The 17,858-nt window shown below is 54.7% G+C and carries 20 protein-coding genes and 1 pseudogene; 8 read left to right on the top strand and 13 right to left on the bottom strand.

Annotated features, from left to right (window positions below):
* Positions 1–99 precede the first annotated feature (99 nt).
* The 3 genes from nfi to H6G52_RS09755 form a co-directional block, all read right to left on the bottom strand.
* Entirely contained in the window at positions 100–795 is a 696-nt protein-coding gene (gene nfi, locus H6G52_RS09765) for a deoxyribonuclease V (RefSeq protein ID WP_190527997.1), read from the bottom strand.
* Between the two features lie 84 nt (positions 796–879).
* The gene (locus H6G52_RS09760; protein ID WP_099533742.1) at positions 880–1,308 is read right to left on the bottom strand and encodes a ComEA family DNA-binding protein; all 429 of its coding nucleotides are present in this window, start codon (positions 1,306–1,308) and stop codon (positions 880–882) included.
* Positions 1,309–1,671: 363 nt separating this feature from the next.
* Positions 1,672–2,076, bottom strand: a complete 405-nt coding sequence (locus tag H6G52_RS09755) for an NINE protein (protein WP_099533653.1) — start codon at positions 2,074–2,076, stop codon at positions 1,672–1,674.
* A gap of 453 nt (positions 2,077–2,529) precedes the next feature.
* On the opposite strand from H6G52_RS09755, the gene H6G52_RS09750 reads away from it, so the two are divergent.
* A complete protein-coding gene (locus tag H6G52_RS09750; protein WP_099533655.1) occupies positions 2,530–2,856 on the top strand; it encodes a DUF1825 family protein in 327 nt (108 codons plus the stop codon).
* A gap of 58 nt (positions 2,857–2,914) precedes the next feature.
* Here the strand turns inward: H6G52_RS09750 and H6G52_RS19100 are convergent.
* Both H6G52_RS19100 and surE read right to left on the bottom strand, forming a co-directional pair.
* Positions 2,915–3,025 (bottom strand): annotated as a pseudogene (locus tag H6G52_RS19100) (Uma2 family endonuclease); the annotation flags it as partial.
* Positions 3,026–3,085: 60 nt separating this feature from the next.
* On the bottom strand, positions 3,086–3,778 hold the full coding sequence (gene surE / locus H6G52_RS09745; RefSeq protein ID WP_190527993.1) for a 5'/3'-nucleotidase SurE: 693 nt from the start codon (positions 3,776–3,778) through the stop codon (positions 3,086–3,088).
* 226 nt (positions 3,779–4,004) lie between these two features.
* Between surE and H6G52_RS09740 the strand changes: the two genes are divergently transcribed.
* Together H6G52_RS09740 and H6G52_RS09735 are read left to right on the top strand one after the other, a co-directional pair.
* Positions 4,005–4,418: a XisH family protein gene (locus H6G52_RS09740; RefSeq protein ID WP_190528066.1), complete on the top strand. Its 414-nt coding sequence runs from the start codon at positions 4,005–4,007 to the stop codon at positions 4,416–4,418.
* Positions 4,406–4,762, top strand: coding sequence for a XisI protein (locus H6G52_RS09735; RefSeq protein WP_190527991.1), 357 nt, complete (start codon positions 4,406–4,408; stop codon positions 4,760–4,762). Before H6G52_RS09740 ends, H6G52_RS09735 begins: the two co-directional genes overlap by 13 nt.
* 12 nt (positions 4,763–4,774) lie before the next feature.
* On the opposite strand, the gene rph is transcribed toward H6G52_RS09735, so the two are convergent.
* From rph to H6G52_RS09710, 5 genes are all read right to left on the bottom strand, one after another.
* Positions 4,775–5,503: a ribonuclease PH gene (gene rph, locus H6G52_RS09730; RefSeq protein ID WP_190527989.1), complete on the bottom strand. Its 729-nt coding sequence runs from the start codon at positions 5,501–5,503 to the stop codon at positions 4,775–4,777.
* A 27-nt stretch (positions 5,504–5,530) separates the two neighbouring features.
* On the bottom strand, positions 5,531–6,625 hold the full coding sequence (prfA, locus tag H6G52_RS09725; protein WP_190527987.1) for a peptide chain release factor 1: 1,095 nt from the start codon (positions 6,623–6,625) through the stop codon (positions 5,531–5,533).
* Positions 6,626–6,961: 336 nt separating this feature from the next.
* Entirely contained in the window at positions 6,962–7,129 is a 168-nt protein-coding gene (locus tag H6G52_RS19095; RefSeq protein ID WP_199312305.1) for an MbtH family protein, read from the bottom strand.
* Positions 7,130–7,521: 392 nt separating this feature from the next.
* Complete coding sequence (locus H6G52_RS09715) at positions 7,522–8,061, bottom strand: PD40 domain-containing protein (RefSeq protein WP_190527985.1); 540 nt, start codon at positions 8,059–8,061, stop codon at positions 7,522–7,524.
* A 39-nt stretch (positions 8,062–8,100) separates the two neighbouring features.
* A complete protein-coding gene (locus H6G52_RS09710) occupies positions 8,101–8,619 on the bottom strand; it encodes a hypothetical protein (protein ID WP_099533668.1) in 519 nt (172 codons plus the stop codon).
* Between the two features lie 362 nt (positions 8,620–8,981).
* Between H6G52_RS09710 and H6G52_RS09705 the strand changes: the two genes are divergently transcribed.
* Positions 8,982–9,899, top strand: coding sequence for a histone deacetylase (locus H6G52_RS09705; protein WP_099533671.1), 918 nt, complete (start codon positions 8,982–8,984; stop codon positions 9,897–9,899).
* A gap of 4 nt (positions 9,900–9,903) precedes the next feature.
* On the opposite strand, the gene H6G52_RS09700 is transcribed toward H6G52_RS09705, so the two are convergent.
* Positions 9,904–10,158, bottom strand: a complete 255-nt coding sequence (locus H6G52_RS09700; RefSeq protein WP_190527983.1) for a hypothetical protein — start codon at positions 10,156–10,158, stop codon at positions 9,904–9,906.
* Positions 10,159–10,166: 8 nt separating this feature from the next.
* Between H6G52_RS09700 and gshA the strand changes: the two genes are divergently transcribed.
* On the top strand, positions 10,167–11,321 hold the full coding sequence (gene gshA / locus H6G52_RS09695; protein WP_190527981.1) for a glutamate--cysteine ligase: 1,155 nt from the start codon (positions 10,167–10,169) through the stop codon (positions 11,319–11,321).
* A gap of 135 nt (positions 11,322–11,456) precedes the next feature.
* On the opposite strand, the gene H6G52_RS09690 is transcribed toward gshA, so the two are convergent.
* Entirely contained in the window at positions 11,457–12,014 is a 558-nt protein-coding gene (locus H6G52_RS09690) for a hypothetical protein (protein WP_190527979.1), read from the bottom strand.
* A gap of 319 nt (positions 12,015–12,333) precedes the next feature.
* Here H6G52_RS09690 and H6G52_RS09685 point away from each other — a divergent pair, with 319 nt between their 5' ends.
* A complete protein-coding gene (locus H6G52_RS09685; RefSeq protein ID WP_190527977.1) occupies positions 12,334–13,920 on the top strand; it encodes a tetratricopeptide repeat protein in 1,587 nt (528 codons plus the stop codon).
* Between the two features lie 222 nt (positions 13,921–14,142).
* A complete protein-coding gene (locus H6G52_RS09680) occupies positions 14,143–14,397 on the top strand; it encodes a helix-turn-helix transcriptional regulator (protein ID WP_099533679.1) in 255 nt (84 codons plus the stop codon).
* A 5-nt stretch (positions 14,398–14,402) separates the two neighbouring features.
* Here the strand turns inward: H6G52_RS09680 and H6G52_RS09675 are convergent, their stop codons facing one another.
* The gene (locus H6G52_RS09675) at positions 14,403–15,179 is read right to left on the bottom strand and encodes a Uma2 family endonuclease (protein ID WP_190527976.1); all 777 of its coding nucleotides are present in this window, start codon (positions 15,177–15,179) and stop codon (positions 14,403–14,405) included.
* Positions 15,180–15,515: 336 nt separating this feature from the next.
* On the opposite strand from H6G52_RS09675, the gene dnaK reads away from it, so the two are divergent.
* Positions 15,516–17,795, top strand: coding sequence for a molecular chaperone DnaK (gene dnaK, locus H6G52_RS09670; protein WP_190527974.1), 2,280 nt, complete (start codon positions 15,516–15,518; stop codon positions 17,793–17,795).
* Positions 17,796–17,858: the final 63 nt, after the last annotated feature.

Below are 17,858 nucleotides of genomic sequence, written 5' to 3'. Positions count from 1 at the left end.
TCACTGCAAAAGCGCCTAAAACAACACCTAAGCAACAGATTGGCATCGCAGCAATATCTTGAGTCAGGATCGAATCAGGGTTGATTGGCCATTGCTGAGCTATGGGCTGACCTTACCAGGCTCAGTGTTCTTGAAAGCCCCCCGTTGAGAGGCGATCGCGTCGGCCCAGCGGGTAGTTTCTGGCAGTCTGTAGCGCGGGGTGCAATTCAAAACCAACTCGATCGCCGTGGGCAAACTCACTCGATGCCCCGAGGAAACATAAAGCGGCCGACAATTGTGGCGCGATCGAACAATTGCGCCAATAGTTTCTTCGCGATCGATCAAAGGTTGCCAACTTCCTTTCGCCAAATCTAGCGGCTCGTGGGTTCCAATCAAGTGGGATTTTGCCACACCAATAGTTGGCAGGTTCAACAACAATCCCAAGTGACAAGCTAACCCAAACCGACGCGGGTGAGCATAGCCTTGACCATCACATAAAATCAGATCTGGTTTTTGCTGAAGCTGATCAAAAGCTTGCAAAATCACGGGCACTTCTCGAAAGGATAAAAATCCCGGCACATAGGGAAAAGGAGTGGGAATTCGAGCGATCGCAAATTCGAGTCGCTCTAAGCCAGGAAAGCTCAAAACCACAACGGCTGCACGGGCGATCGCGCCATTTTCTTCAAACCCCACATCAGCTCCCCCAATCAATTTTGGGGCAGAAAATTGATCCTGCAAGATCACTCGATCGCGCAGTTGATTTTGAATTTCTTTGGCGGCTTCCGTCGTTTTTGGCCAATCATCAATTAAGTTCATTTCATCAATCTCATTTGTTACATTTTTCTTTTAAAAATTTGATATCAATAACGTTTTTATTAAATTTCCTGCAATGCGTATCATCTAAGACGTTGGGAATCGCAAATAGTGCATTAATTCTCCGAGCAGTTCACCAGATAAATTCAAGCGGCGTTTTAAGTCAATTAAACTGCGGAAAGCACCCCGCTCTTGACGATCGCGAATCATTCTTTCTGCTAAGGCGCGATCGACCCCCGGCAGCCGCTCCAGTTCATCAACTGTGGCGTGATTAGCATCCAAGGTTCGTTGAAAAGAAGCCGCCTCCGGATCGTAAAAATAAAATCGTAAAACCGGTGTCCAAGGCTCCAACTGTGCCACCGTTACCCCTAAAGCAGCAGCCAAATCTTCTAATCCATAAAACACCACTCCACTCGCACTCAATTGAGTCAGCAAGGTGGCTTGCCGAATCGATAACCCTGGCAATCGTAACCAATCATCAATGCTGGCGCGATTAGCATCAATTGCAATGCCCATTTCGGCCGCTACTACCACTTCCAACGCAGAATTGAGCCGACAAAATGGATCACGCGCAATTTTGCTGCGAGCTGCTTTCAAAGCCGGGTTCGCAGGCTGAAAGGGAGCTTGAAGCCAACTGAATAGCGGATTTTGAGAAGAGAACTGAGGCACAGAAGTCAACAAAAATTATGATGATTCAACTAACTGGAAACTTCTAGCTAACTGAATTTCGGTTAAGCCAAACTTGAGTGGCTACTAGATTTTGATCCAACTTAGATCAAGATCTGAATCAGTGCTAAAAAGTTGAGATCAGGTCATGGTTCGCCCAGCAACCAAGGTCAAACCTTTTAATCTTTCAAACTTAGATTGATGACAGCTAATCTAAATTTGGTCGAGTAGCAGACGGCGCTTTTGTTCAAACTCTGCCTCAGAAATTAATCCCTCTTGGCGAAGTCGATCCAATTCTCGTAGGGCATCCCCCACCGCATTTACCCGCTCCGGTTGCACAGTAACCGTGACAGTTCGTTGGGCGGCCGGTAGCTCTTTATTAAAGTTGCGATCGAACTCTTCTTGGTCTTGAGAAAGATACCAAATTGCCTCGATCGCACTGGCAATTTGCGGAATCATTGTCCAAAAAAACAGAAAATAAGCCACGCCCCACCATCGTTGCCGCAAATAGAACTTGTGCAACCCCGATGCAAAGGGAACCACAAAACAGGTGAGGGCCAGGGCCACGGCCATCGTTCGCTTGCGTGGTCGGGTTAAGGTTCCTGCCACTTCCGTCATGGTTCTCTCCTCAGTTAACTGGCTGGCAATGGAAGTTACTCGTTAGACAACGGATTCAGCAACGAAACATAGAAAAAGCAAGGAAAAACAGGCGAACAATAGAGCGTTGACCGTTGCCAAGCCTCGGCCACTCTGGGAACTCAGCACCGGTCTGGAACTCCCTTGGCTGAGTTGGTGGCAGCGATGTTGCGCCCATTGTTCATGATAGTTGGCAAATTGGCGGGTCGAGGGGCGGCGCGCGCCAAAGCAACATCGGTTACACCCATTGAACACCCATTGAACCGCAGACCGAGCAAACCAGCCATCGATCGCCCCTGTTCATTGCCCTAATTTCTCTGCGCAAAGTCCGATCGTTCAAGTTCGGATCTCCCGACTGGGTGGGCGTTTTGCCTCAGAGGAGAATCGGCTAAGATCAAAGACAAATGGGTGTTAACAATGACCCAGGCATAAAACATGAGCATTTTTGATTCTGAAATTGTCCAACAGGAAGCCAAGGAAATTTTTGGCACTTATCAATCCCTAGTGCAGCTTGGGGGTGACTACGGCAAGTTCGATCGCGAAGGGAAGCGACTTTACATCGAACAGATGGAAACCGTGCTCGATCGCTATCGAATTTTCATGAAGCGATTTGAATTGTCAGATGATTTCATGGCCAAAATGCAGGTGGAGCAACTGAAAACCCACCTCTCGCAATTTGGGATGACTCCTCAAATGATGTTTGATCAGATGCACATCACCTTGGAGCGCATGAAAGCAGAATTAGAAGCATCCAAGAATTAGGTCGTTTTCCTATTAATTTTCAATGGATTGCCTGAGCTATTTCAATTCAAAGTAGTGTTGGCTTCTGATGAACCTGGCCGTTGATGTATTCGCTGGCCGGTTGAGTTTCAGGCAATGCGAGAAACTCAGCCAGCAACAGGGCCCGATCGCGGGAGACAGCAAGCACCATAACCAGCCTTACGAGGGAGACAAACTGATTCAATTCTAGTGATCGCCCGCGATCGGCTCCCTAAATCCGCAACTGCGTAACGGCGATCGCGCCACCAAAGCAAATGGCCACATCGGTTCCGGGTTTGTAGGGACGACCCCCATAGATGCCGTTGTACTGATAGCCCTCCTCTGTACGCCGGTAGATCGGTGGAACCGGGTCACGAGACAGCTCACAAAACACGATTTCGGGATCGGGAGCGCCGGGGTCAAGGTGCGGGAAATTCACATTCCAAAAACTGCCCGGCTCCCAGGGGCGATCGAGCAACAGGGGCAACACCCGCGCTGCCTGCTGAGCTGCCCAGTCCCAATCGATTTCCAAGGGCCGTCGGATCCAGTGCGACAGGGAGATCGCCCGTCGGCCTTGCAGCGTTGCTTCCCGAGCAGCCGCCACCGTACCCGAGTTATAGACATCCGTGCCCAAGTTGCCGCCCGCGTTGATTCCTGACAGCACCAGGCCCACTTCGGGAACCAGCTCACTGACGGCCAACCGCACACAGTCAGCCGGTGTACCCGCCACCGAAAACCCGCGATCGCGCTCCTGCACCGCCAGCACCCGATGGTTAGTAATCTGGTGGCCACAGCCCGACTGTTCCGCTGCGGGCGCAACCCACCGCACTGAACCCAACTGCAATTCCGTAACGGCGCGATCGAGCGCGGCAATCCCCGGCGCATCGTACCCGTCATCATTCGTCAGCACCAAAACCTGCGCCATAAGTCCTCAGCGATCGCGAACAGGTTTCTATTGTTCCACTGACCAGCCAGCCCCAACACCCACCCACGCCCCGTGACACCATCAACAGACAAGGGGTTTAAACCCCTTGCCCCCACCACCGGGCGATCAATTTGCCACAATCGATCGATTAAAATTCAGTCAAGCGAAGACTCATCATCACACCAGTCATTCACCGGGAAACCTCCGCCTCAACCATCACAACATAATGGCCAGAGACCTATTCCATAACGTGGTTAAAACAGCCTTGATCAAAGATGGGTGGACTATTACAAATGATCCTCTATTTTTAAAAGTTGGCGGAGTTGATTTTTTCATTGATCTAGGGGCAGAAAAATTACTCGCCGCTGAACGTGATAATCATAAAATTGCCATTGAAATTAAGAGCTTTATAAATACTTCTGGCCTTTCTGATTTTCATCTTGCAATTGGACAATTTATCAATTACCGAGTTGCACTAGAAGTTTTTGAGCCACAGCGAGAACTCTTTCTAGCTATTCCTGATACGGCCTATGAAACCTTTTTCCAAAAAGCATTTCCACAGATGGTGATTGAGAAATATCAACTTAAATTCTTGGTTTACGATGTTAATAGTGAGGTAATTCTTGAATGGAAGCCTTAAATTCGGAAACAGAAAAACTGCAAGCCTATCGAGTTGTGATTAAGCAGCTTCTAACAGACTATGCAGCTTACAAGCCATCCTATGGTGATATTGAAGTTCAAACCTTGTTTGACAGCGAGCATGACCACTACCAGGTTTTGGCGATCGGCTGGTACAACAAACAAAGAATTTATGGTTGCTCAATGCACCTTGACCTAAAGCAAGGAAAAATCTGGATTCAGGCCAACAATACTGAACTGGATATTGCTCAAAATTTGGTTGAACGAGGTATTCCCAAAGAAGATATTGTGATTGGGTTTCATCCACCTCATTTCCGCCGCTTTTCAGGCTATGCGATCGCCTAAAAACTGCGATTTCTAATCATTGGAGTCGGTCAGAGCAGCCGCTTGGGCCGCCATCAATTCACCGATACCTTTTTCGGCTAAATCCAGCAGTGCATTCAGTTGCGATCGGCTGTAGCTGCCCGATTCCGCCGTCCCCTGCACTTCAATTAAATTACCCTCGCCGTTCATCACCACGTTGAAGTCCACATCGGCGGCCACATCTTCCGGGTAGTTCAAATCCAGATAGGCGGCTCCCTCGATCAACCCCACGGAAACAGCAGCGACCGGCGAGGCGATCGGCAGCGTTGCCAACTCTCCAGCGGCCACCAGCGATTGCAACGCATCCACCAGCGCCACATAGCAGCCCGTGATCGCCGTGGTGCGTGTGCCCGCATCGGCCTGCAACACATCCGCATCGATCGTCAGGGTGCGCTCCCCCAAGCCCCGCAAATCCACCGCCGCCCGCAAACTCCGGCCAATTAACCGTTGAATTTCCTGGGTGCGCCCGGACAGCTTGAAGGTTTCCCGCGACTGCCGATCGGGCGTGGCTCCCGGCATCATCCGATATTCCGCCGTCAGCCAGCCCTGACCCGAATCGGCCAGCCAGCGCGGCACACCGGACTGCACGGACACGGTGCAAATCACCTGCGTGTCACCACAACAGGCCAACACAGACCCGGCAGAATATTTGGTGAAATTTCGCTGAAACTGAACGGGGCGGAGCTGGTCGGGCGATCGACCGTCGGGACGTTGCCAGGACATGGTTAGGGGTGCAAACAGCGGATAACGTTAACCAACCTGGGCTGCCAGTTCTTCCAATTGGGCCTGTTGATCTTGGGTGATGCAAGACTGAATCATCTCGTCAATGTCACCTTCGAGGGCCGCCGTGAGGGTGAAGTTTTGGCCCAAACGGTGATCGGTCACGCGATTGTCTTTGTAGTTATAGGTGCGAATTTTTTCCGATCGGGAACCACTCCCCACCTGCGATCGCCGGGCAGAAGTCACCGCCTCCTGTTGCTCTCGCATCTTCATTTCGTAGAGCTTGGCCCGCAAAATTTGCATCGCCCGCTCCTTGTTCTTGAGCTGCGATCGCTCCTCCGTACAAAACACCCGAATGCCCGTCGGTTTGTGGTACAGGTCGGCGGCGGTTTCCACCTTGTTCACGTTTTGGCCACCAGCCCCGCCCGATCGCGCCGTGGTTAGCTCAATGTCCTTCGGGTCAATGTGAACTTCCACTTCATCCACCTCCGGCATAATCGCCACCGTGGCGGTGGAAGTATGTACCCGGCCGCCCGCTTCCGTGGCCGGCACGCGCTGCACCCGGTGAACACCCGCTTCATACTTCAGCTTGCTGTAAACCCGATCGCCCTGCACTTCCAGGATCACTTCCTTAAAACCGCCCGCCTCCGACAGCGACTCGCTCGCCAACGCCACCTTCCAACCCTGAGTGGTGGCATAGCGGGAATACATCCGCAGCAAATCGCCCGCCCAAATACAGGCCTCATCGCCACCCGTGCCGGCCCGAATTTCCAACATGATGTTTTTGTCGTCGTTGGGGTCGCGGGGCAACAGCAAAATTTTCAGTTGATATTCCAACTGGGCGACCCGATCGTTCAGCTCTTCAACTTCCAGTTGTGCCATTTCCCGCAACTCCGGGTCATCGCCCGACTCCTTCAGGATTTCGCGGGCCCCTTCCAGGTCGCTGACGGCCGTTTTCCATGCGTCATAGGTCACCACCGTTTCTTCCAAGGACGATCGCGCCTTGGCCACTCGCTGAAATTCCGTCGGATCCGTGGCCACATCAGGATCCGCAAGGCGGCGGGTTAACTCATTAAAGGTTTGCTCAACGGATTGCAGCTTATCGAGCAAATATTGTTCAGCCATCGGGTCGCAGGGCGATCGTGAAATCGAATGAAGGGAGCAAAATACTACCACCATGCTATCAACGATCGTCCCCCGACCGCCGATTTAGCCCATACCGCAAAAATACGGAGCTAGGACAGATCAGAAGCTTGAAACCTCTCGATCAGACCAGATCGACCAGACCAGATCGACTGGCAAACCCCTCCACGGAATGGCACCGCCACATGGCGAACCCCAAATGACTGCATACCCAATGGCCGCAACCCAAAATGGCCGCCTATCCAATGGCCGCCCATTAACTGCCTATGCATCCCAGCATCCTGATTGCGTCCATGCAACAAGACACTAATAAGTCCATTAAGTCCATACTTCTTGAATATATTTCAGGCATTCACTCTTCAGCCCTTCTTTGCCTGCATCCCGCCATCCCCAGGGATTTCCTCGCTCCACAGGCCAGATGGAATACTGCTGCTCATGGTTAACCACCACCTTGTAAACTCTTTGGTTCTCATTCGTCATTGCCATTTCTCCGAATAAAATAAAGGAACTATATAATTCGTCAGTACTATTTCAGTTATAAGTTTGCTCGTCAGTTCATGGAGCAATCAAAACATCAGCTTTATATTTTTGATAGAGACTGAAATTTCTTGCAACAGTTCTTAATCAAAGAGCTAATCGACTCATTTTTTAGTCCAGAAAAATCAATTAGAGATTTGAAATTATAAAAATGAGACACGAAATTCTTTGAATCAAAAGAAATTATCCCATCATCAGAATTCATAAAAACTAATCATCGAAGCTTGGTTCTAGTCCAGGGTAAGATTACGCGATCAAGAGATCAGGAGATCAGGACAGAGGAACTTAGTTAGGGAATATTAATGGGCTGACTATTAGGAGATTAGGGGAGAGGAAATTAGTTAGGGAATATTAATGGGCTGGCCATCGCGGGTGTAAATTGCGATATCCCACTGACCACTCCGTTCAATTTCAAAGGCGATGCGGCTGCCGTCGGCGCTCAGTTGCGGGTTGCGGGTTTCCAGTTGCAGGGCTTGGGTCAGGTTGCGGAGCTGGTTAGTGGTGCGATCGTACAGGTAAATGTCGGTGCGACCTTGGCGACTGGCAGAAAAGGCAATCCAACGGCCATCGCTGGAAATGCTGGGGCTGGCGGCGATCGTGTCAAAGGCGTTTAGCTCTGGCAGCTCGATCGCCCGTCGTTCCTGGAGGTCATAGAGCAACACATCCTGGCTGCCCCGACGATCGGACACAAACACCAAAAAGCGCCCCGCCACGGCCGGGCTGGTTTCCGAAAAGGCACTGTTGAGGCTGTTGGGGTTGGCTCCGGCCGCATCGAACGGGAAACTGAGGGTGCGACCACTGGCGCAACCCACTAACCCGATCGCCCAACTGGCGATCCAAAGCTGTCGCAGGGGCGATCGCCCTCGACGGCATTGGCTCATGGCACGGGCCCCTCGCTGATCAAGATCTCGGCACAAGATCTAGGGCAACAGCTTTTTGAGGGCCAGCAGGGATTCTGCATTCAGCGTCACTTCCACAGCTTGGCCCGCTGGGCGATCGATCAACGTGAGAATGCATTGGCCACCACCGGTTTTGACCGTGGCGGTGGGATTGTTGAGGGCGATTGTTTCCAAGCGAGCTTCTGGCTGCCCCACCCGAATCACCACATCATTTTGAGATTGGGGATAGATGTAGAGATATTGCCCATTGGCTGACAGCTTCAAGGATTGGGGCGTGCTGTTGCGTTCCAAGTCGCTGCCCAGCTTTTTGTAATAGAACGTGATGCCCCGCACTTCTGGCCCTTGGATGGTGAATTCATCGTCGAAGCGCTCCGCATCCCAATCGAGGGTCTGGGGATCCGTGGCGCGATCGAGCAAGCGCTGTCGCCAGGTCACGGACTTGCCCGCCAAGCTCACCCACCATTGGCGGATCGTTTCAAAATAAGCAGCATTCTCCGGATCGTTGCTGCCGTAAAGCCAAGTTGCGCTGAAAGGTTGCACGGACAAAATCCCGTTTCAAAATCCCATGAACTAATTGAACAATTAATCTTTCAATTATTTTCAATTCATTATTTTCAGTTCATTAAACCGTTGGGGGGCGATCGCCCAGATTACCCAAATCGCCAAATCACCCGAATCGCACAACGAAGGCGAGAGCGTTACCCTAGGAAGACGTTTGGGGACAATCATGGGGGAATCATCAACCGGAGCAATCAACCGTTGATTAGCCCCATAGCCCCAAGCTGGGAACCGGGTCGATCGCCCTGCCATCCCAGGCTTGTTAACCCAACTTTAACCAGCGATGAACCGGCGACCCACCGCAGGTCGGCCCCAGGAGCCAAAATTGCGGAGCCAAGATTGCGATGAATGTGCCGCTAGTTTATCACCCCGATTATGTCGCGCCGTTGCCACCCGGCCACCGGTTCCCGATGCAAAAGTTTGCAAGGCTCTATGACCGGTTACGCAGCGATGGCACGGCAACCCCAGAACAGTTTCACCAACCCGATCGGCCGCCCCAGGACTGGATTGAGCTGGTGCACGATCGCGCCTATGTGGAAGCCTATTGCCAAGGCACTTTGGATCCAAAAGCCCAGCGCCGAATCGGGTTGCCCTGGTCGCCAGCCTTGGCCAATCGCACCTGCGTGGCGGCGGGTGGCACGGTGCTGACGGCTCGGCTGGCCCTGCGCCATGGGCTGGCTTGCAATTTGGCGGGCGGCACGCACCATGCCTTCCCCGATTTTGGCTCCGGGTTTTGCATCTTCAACGATTTGGCGATCGCTACCAGGGTTTTGCAGGCCGAAGGCTTGGTCGATCGGGTCTTGATTGTGGACTTAGATGTGCATCAAGGGGATGGAACCGCCTGGATTTTCCGCAACGAACCGCAGGTCTTCACCTTTTCCATGCATTGCGAGGCAAATTTTCCCGCCCGCAAACAGGCCAGCGATTTGGATGTGGCATTGCCAGAGGGCATGGAAGATGATGACTATTTACAAACGCTCGATCGCTTCCTGCCAGATTTGCTCGCCCAAGTGCGGCCCGATCTGGTGATTTACGATGCGGGGGTAGATCCCCACGGAGGCGATCGGCTGGGCAAGCTCGCCCTCACCGATTCTGGCTTGTTTCGGCGGGATATGCAGGTGCTGACCACCTGTGTAGCGGCGGGCTATCCCGTGGCCTGCACGATCGGCGGCGGCTACTGCGATGATTTGGCGGCCCTGGTCGATCGCCATGCCCTCATCCACCGAGCAGCGGCTCAGGTCGCCCAGTGCTACGGTCTCTGAGCTGCTACGGTTTCTGGGCCACTGATGCGCCACAAGGGCGATCGCGCAACATATCGCCCACCGGCCAGGCAAAACCAGATCCAACAAAAACTAGATCCAACAAAACCAGGCCAGAACCCGACAGAACGGCCGCCGGGCGATCGCCCCTTTCAAGACCCAAAAAATCCCAGCAACGGCAGAACAGCCCTCGGGCGATCGCGCCACAGGCGACAATAGAAATCGGGCTGGCAGAGCAGACCGACGCGCACAATTGCTTCACAACTCCCTATGATGCTGTCCAAAGGCTTTGAAATTGAAATCTATACCGGAACCCACGATGGGCAAATTGTGGGCCTGTCCGATCGAATTACCGCCAACCTCGATGGCTTTGTGCGCGAACCCGACAGCCGCAACGTGGAATACACCACCGCTCCCCTGTGCAGCTATGAGCGGTTGCTGTGCGATTTGCTCGTTCCTCGGTTGCGCCTGCGCCAATACCTGAAAACCCTGGGCCCCTACACCCTAGTGCCCGGCGGCACATTAGCCCTCGGCGGGAGCGATCGCTTCTACCGATCTGACCCGGCCAACCCTTACCACGCCTACATTGAACGCACCTACGGAACCAAAGTCGTCACCGCCAGCGTTCACATCAACATTGGCATTGCCGATCCAGAACTGCTGATGCGGGCCTGTCGGCTGGTGCGGGTGGAAGCGCCGCTTTACTTGGCCCTGAGTGCTTCCTCTCCTTTCTTGGATGGCGAACCAACCGGATTTCATTCCACCCGCTGGCATCTGTTTCCCCAAACGCCCGATCGAGTGCCCCTGTTTGAAAGCCACGCGCACTTCATTCGCTGGACGGAAGAGCAATTAGAACTGGGAACCATGCAAAATGTCCGCCACCTCTGGAGTTCCGTGCGGCCCAACGGCGATTGCCGACCCTATAACCTGAATCGATTGGAAATGCGGATTTGTGACCCGGTGATTGACCCATTGGCCCTGCTGGCGATCACGGCCCTACTGGAGGCTCGGCTGTGCCAACTGATGGACGATCCCAGCTTAGATCCACTCACTGCGAGCCTGTTGCCGGCCACCACCCGCAATGACGATTTATTGTCGTTGACTCTGGCCAACGAAATGGCCGTCGCTCGCCACAGCTTGGATGCATCCCTACGCCATTGGCAGGATGGCCGCACCATCAAGGCCAGGGATTGGATCGCCCAACTCTATGCAGAATTACGCCCGATCGCCAAAGAGCGCGGGTTTAGCTGCTTCCTGTCACCCTTGCAGCGCATTTTGCGGGAAGGCAATGCCGCCCAACAGTGGCTCCAACAGGTGGAAACGGGCCACAGTTGCCAAGCGGTGGTAGCCCAGGCGATTCAAGAGGCCCAGCAGTGGGAACGGGAATTGGCAGACCAAACCTGTCACGGATCATTGGTGGCCTAGGTCGCGGGTGGGGCCAGCCTGGTTAATCGCTCCCATGGATTGCGCTTCAGCTGATCGCGCCGATTCGATCCGCATGATTCAGATCAACTCAAATCGAGTCCAATCGAGTCAAATTGGGATGATTAATCAGGACAATCAGCGGTTCGATCGCCAATCTTGCCAGCGCAACTTCAACGACACATAGAGCGGCCACTGGTAATGTTCCAGCACCAACCAGGCGGCCAAAATGAAATGCCCGATCGCCGCTGAAATTAACCACCCTTGGCCAAATCCCACCGATCGGGAGCTGGGCAAAGGGGGAAAGAGGTATTGCGACAAACCAATCAACCCCACCGGCCCGATCGCCAAAATCACGGCCAGCAGCCAAATGGTCGGTGTGAGCGCTTCATTGCTGTAGCGCACCGGTTGCCACGATCGCCCCAACCAACGCCACTGCAAGGGCTGGGTGCTGTCTTCCACCCGCAAAATCCGAGATTGCAAATCCAGCGTGAACAGATGCCGACAAAAATCGCAGGCCCAGGCATCCTCCATCATCGGCATCGGCTGAATTTGTCCGTGGCGACAGATGGGACAGGGGTGCTGATCGCGATCGGCCAAGGGAGCCAACACCGACCACCCCAACTCCCGAGGCTTGGGCGCTTTGCTGAATCTGGGGGGGCGATCGCCCGATCGCTGAAAATCAAACGCACTCATGGAGTTCCCTCGTCCAAACCAGCCAAATCCTCACCGCTCAGTCTAGCCACGCGATCGCGCTGATCAGCCATCCCTTAAGAAAATTCAAGCCCTCGGGTCTTACCCGATCGCCTCGTGGCGATCGCCCCCGATTGCGGCTCTAAATTTACAGGTGATCACAGCAGAGAAATGAGGCAGCAATCAGCAGGGCGATCGATCAGCTCGATCGGATTGTAGCCAAGCCCTGGTGGCCGTCGGGGGCGATCGGTGCTTCATTGACACTAGGGGCTAAATTAGAGGCGGCTGACCACCATTTTCCCAGCGCTGCTCACTGCCCCTCATGATTGGCCGCACCCTCCAAAATCGCTATCTGATTAACCGACTCCTGAGCAAGCAAGGTGGTTTTAGTGACACCTACATTGCCCAGGATTTGCAATTACCCGGCCATCCCGATTGTGTGGTGAAGCATTTCAAACCCAAGTTCGATCGCGATGGTTCCCAAATTCTGCCCGACGATTTATTGATTGCCAAACAATACTTTGATCGCGAAGCGGACAAGCTGATGATCCTGGGTCACCATGATCGAATTCCCTCCTTGTTTGCCAAGTTTGAGGAAGGGGGCGAATTTTTTATTGTGATGGAACACATCAATGGGCGACCCCTCAGCTTGGAGATTGGCCAGGGAGAACGCTGGGATGAAATGGCGGTGGTGCAACTTTTGGTTGATCTGCTGTCGGTATTAGCCGTAGTCCATCAGCATCCCTTGATTCACCGAGATATCAAGCCCGATAACATCCTTCGACGGCGATCGGATGACCAGTTGGTGTTGATTGATTTTGGGGGTGTGAAAGAGGTCGCAACGGGGGAATATAGCCAAGCACAACTGATTCAAGATCCCCGCACTTTGTTTTTGGGTTCAAAGGGTTATATTGCCCCGGAGCAGTCCATTGGAGAGGCCCGATTGCAAAGCGATCTCTACGCGGTAGGGATTATTGCGCTGCAAGCCTTGACGGGATTACCGGCTCTCAAGCTGCCGCGCGACGGGCAGGGCAGGTTTATCTATCAATCATTGGTGCAGGTGAGCGATCGGCTGCAATCGGTGTTGGGCAAGCTGACGGCTCCCGATTGGCGAGAACGTTACAGCGATGCAGCGGCTGCTTGGGAGACGATTCAGCAAATGTTCCTGAGTTCCCAAGCGCCCACCGTGCGGGTGGGATCGGTTCCACCACCCCCGCCCAGTCCCCAAGAACCGGTCAAACAGCCTTGGCGAGAAGCCCCAACCGAGTTGGTAATTCATCCCCCGCAACCCCGCACCGGATTGCGAAAGCGGCTTGGTCGTTGGTTTTCTTATCGTCAAGGCATTGGGCAGGATTGTCGCAAACGGTATGAAGAGGCGATCGCCAGCTTTGACAAAGCCCTCCAACTCAGTCCCGACTTCTACGAGGCCTGGTTTAGACGAGGCTGTGCGCTGATTAATCTCAAACGGTACGAAGAGGCCATCGCCAGCTTTGACAAAGCAATCCAATTCAAACCCGACTACCACTATGCCTGGGACGGCCGAGGCTTGACGCTACTTTTTCTCGAACGGCATGAAGAGGCGATCTCTATCTTTGACAGAGCAATCCAACTCAAACCCGACTACCACTATGCCTGGAGCAGCCGAGGCCGTGCGCTGAAGAATCTCGGGCGGTATGAAGAGGCGATCGCCAGCTACGACAAAGCCATCCAATTCAAACCCGACGACCACTACCCTTGGTATGGCAAAGCTGTCTGTTATGTCAAACAAGGTCAAGTGGATAAAGCGATCGACCACCTACGACAAGCAATCAAGCTAAACTCCCAAGCTCGGGACTGGGCCAAAACCAACAGCGCCTTCGACCCCATCCGCCAAGATCCCCGCTTCCAAGCCCTAATCCAAGAACCGTAGGGTGCATGGGAGAACGCCCGGAAGGCAATACCAATCACCATTCATCTCCCATGCACCGCCACCCGCCACGCATGGAACGACGATCGGTTGGGTGGCGATCAATCCACGGTGCATGGGAGAACAAATCAACCGTTTCGTAACGATTACAAATTGCTCCCATGCACCCTACCCGATTGCCCTCATCATTGCGCCCATCAGCCCCCCTTTGAGACCATTGGGGGCATGGCGCGAGCAGGAAAAGCACTCAAACAAACCTTGCAAGACTACGGCATCAGCCAAAACCGGCTCGCCGTCACCATGGGCATTGCCCGATCGACCGTGCATTATTGGTTCAACGAAACCCAAGATCCCCAAGCCGACGCAATTCCAGCCATCGTGGCAGCCCTAGAGGCGATCGAACCCGCCGCCGCCCGAGCCTTTTTGGAAGCCTACCTGGGGCGATCGCTCACGGATTGGATCACCCCAGACCCGCCATAACCCCATCAATCCGACTCGATCGCCTCCGGATCAATGCCCAACTCCCGCAACCGCTCCGCCAGGCGATCGGCTCGTTGCTGGGCCTCGTCAGCCCGTTGCTGGGCCTCGTCCGCTCGCTGGGCCTCGGTTGCGGCCCGTTGGCGTTCGGCGGCCGCCCGATCGCGCTCCACCTCTGCCTCGCTGCGATAGCGTCGGCCCTGAGCGTCGCACCAAGTCAGGACTTCCCGATCGAACGGGTCATCCACCAGCCGATCGCGCCCAATCCCTAAGCCAATTTCCGGCATCCAGCAGGGTTCACCCACCTGAAGTTGATAGGTTCCCTCCACCAGCTTGTAAACCTCTAAGGGCAAGTGACCATCCCGCCGCCAAAATTCGGGATTGTAGATCACGTAATACAACACCCCCAGTCGGGCGTAAATTGCCATTTTTTCGTCATACTCTTCACCCGGTGTGTAGGAAACTACCTCCAGGGTCAAAATCGGTGGAATGTTGTTTTCCGTCCAGGTGATATAGCTGCGGCGTGGTTTACCATTCTTGCGGCGATCGACCCCCAGGCTCAAAAAGCCATCGGGAATCACAGGCACTTTCGGATGAGGCCCCGTGGCGTGGTAAACCCCCATATCAACCGCAAAAAACCAGTCTTCCCGATGCTTCCAAATGTATTCCAGCAAGAATAAGAGGACGTTGGGAATAAAATTCTGGTCTTCGTTATCCACGGGAATATCGCAAGAATCGGGGAGTTCGTCAGCGTTGGGCAATGATTCTAGGAAGGATGGCAGCATGGGGCGACGCTCCTGGCATTGCGGCCTAACAGTCTCCATTCTGGCAAAGGATTTTGGCCGAGGCTGATTCCGGTTTCGATCGCGCCTCGGTTCGGTGGATGGGAAGCCACAGGATAGAATGAAGCCGACAAGATTCTTAACGCGCGATCGGGCGCTGAGTCTGTCCCCCGCAAATTCCTTGAGATTCGGGGGGCAAGGGGCTTAAGCCCCTTGTCTGGGCCCCTCAATCTCAAGCGCCAGTCATTGGGCTGGTTCATTCATCCAACTCGGCTGAACGGCCCTCCCGATCGCCCCCTCAGCCACTCGCAGCCGCAACAAGAGACAAGCAACCAAGCAATGGGAAAAGTCGTTGGCATCGATCTCGGTACGACCAACTCCGTCGTGGCCGTCATGGAAGGCGGGAAACCCGTCGTCATTGCCAATGCCGAAGGGATGAGAACCACCCCGTCCGTCGTTGGGTTCAACAAAGATGGCGAAAAGGTGGTGGGGCAACTGGCTCGCCGCCAAACGGTGTTGAATCCGCAAAACACTTTTTATGGGCTGAAGCGGTTCATTGGCCGCAAATACGATGAGCTGTCGCCTTCTTCAAAGCGCGTGCCCTACACGATTCGGCGCAATGAGGAGGGCAATGTGCGGGTGGTGTGCCCCAAGTTGCAGCGCGACTTTCCGGCGGAAGAACTGTCAGCGATGATTTTGCGGAAGCTGGCCGACGAAGCCGAACGCTATTTGGGCCAGCCCGTGACCGGCGCGGTGATTACGGTTCCGGCCTATTTCAACGATTCCCAGCGGCAGGCCACGCGCGATGCGGGGCGGATTGCCGGACTGGATGTGAAGCGGATTATTAATGAACCGACGGCGGCGGCCTTGGCCTATGGTCTCGATCGCGCCAGTAGCCAAACGGTGTTGGTGTTTGACCTCGGGGGCGGCACGTTTGATGTGTCCCTGCTGGAGGTGGGCGATGGGGTCTTTGAGGTGAAGGCCACCAGCGGCGATACGCAATTGGGCGGGAATGATTTCGATCGCAAAATTGTGGATTGGCTGGCGGAGCAGTTCCTGGAAACCGAGGGACTGGATCTGCGGCGCGATCGCCAATCCCTGCAACGGCTGACGGAAGCGGCGGAAAAGGCCAAAATCGAGCTGTCCGGCGTGGGCGCGACGGAAATTAATTTGCCCTTCATCACCGCCACGGAGGACGGGCCGAAGCATTTGGAAACCCGCCTGACCCGATCGCAGTTTGAGGGCCTTTGCACAGACTTGATCGAACGGATTCGCGCACCCCTGAAGCGGGCTTTTATGGATGCGGGGTTGCGGCCGTCACAAATCGATGAAGTGGTGTTGGTGGGCGGCTCCACACGAATTCCCTTTGTGCAGGACGTGGTGCGATCGCTCGTGGGCAAGGAACCGAGCCAAAACGTCAACCCCGATGAGGTGGTAGCCGTGGGCGCGGCGATCCAGGCGGGCATCCTGGGCGGCGAAGTGAAAGATATTTTGCTGCTGGACGTGACACCCCTGTCCTTGGGGCTGGAAACCTCCGGCGGCGTGATGAAAAAGCTGATTCCGCGCAACACGACAATTCCCGTGCGGCGATCGGACATGTTTTCCACCAGCGAAAACAACCAAACCCAGGTGGAAATCCATATCCTGCAAGGGGAGCGGGAAATGGCGGCCAACAACAAATCCCTCGGAAAATTTATCCTCAAGGGCTTGCCGCCCGCGCCGCGTGGTGTGCCCCAAGTGCGCGTGGCCTTTGACATCGATGCGAATGGCATTTTGCAGGTGACGGCCCTGGACATGACCACGGGCCGCGAGCAAAGCGTGATTATCCAGGATGCTTCGACCCTGAACGAGGCGGATGTGCGCCAGGCGATCGAGGAGGCCCAGCAGTTTGCCGACCAGGATCGATCGCAGCGCGATCGGGTGGACAAGCGCAACCGGGCCGAAGCGCTCACCTTCCAGGCCGAGCGGCAATTGCGGGAAGCGACCCTCGATTTTGGGATGCAGTTTGTGGAGGTGCATCGGCGGGCGATCGAGAAAACCGTTAAGGCCCTGCGCGAGGCGATCGCCGCCAGTGACGACATCGAGATCGATCGCACCCAGGCTGACTTGCAAGACGCGATCTACAACCTGAATCGGGACGTGCGCGATCGCTATGCCGAGGAAGATGACGACAACTTCTTTGGTTCCATTCGGCGCACCTTCCAGGATGGACGCGACGCGGTGTTGGGTGGCGGCGACCGCTACGATCGTGACTACAACTACGGTCGGAATGATTACGGGCGCAACGACTATGGCCGCAACGATTACGGCCGAGGCGGCGACTTGGGCCGAGGCGGCGACCCGGGCCGAGGCGATCGGGGTTGGAATGAACCGAACGGCCAGGGCGATCGCCGCCGGGAACCGAGCCGCCCGGCATCGCGCGATCCCTACGATTTGGGCTATGGCGGCGGCTATGGGAATCCAGCCGATCGCCCCAGCCGGCCCGCCCCTCGGGATGGGTCAGGGCGATCGGGCGATCGACGGGAAGCCCGCAACAACAACATGGGCGGCAGCAACCAACCGCGCGATCGGCGATCGACCTACAACGACAATTGGGACGATGAGGACGACTGGTTCTAATGCAAGGGTCGATCGCGAGACTGATGGCCCCGCGATCGGCCTCCAGAAAACCGCGCTCTGTGG

The sequence above is a fragment of the Limnothrix sp. FACHB-881 genome (assembly GCF_014698135.1).
Classification (GTDB): Bacteria; Cyanobacteriota; Cyanobacteriia; order CACIAM-69d; family CACIAM-69d; genus CACIAM-69d.
The sequence above is the reverse complement of the archived record's forward strand: the minus strand, read 5'-3'. Positions and strand labels throughout refer to the sequence as shown.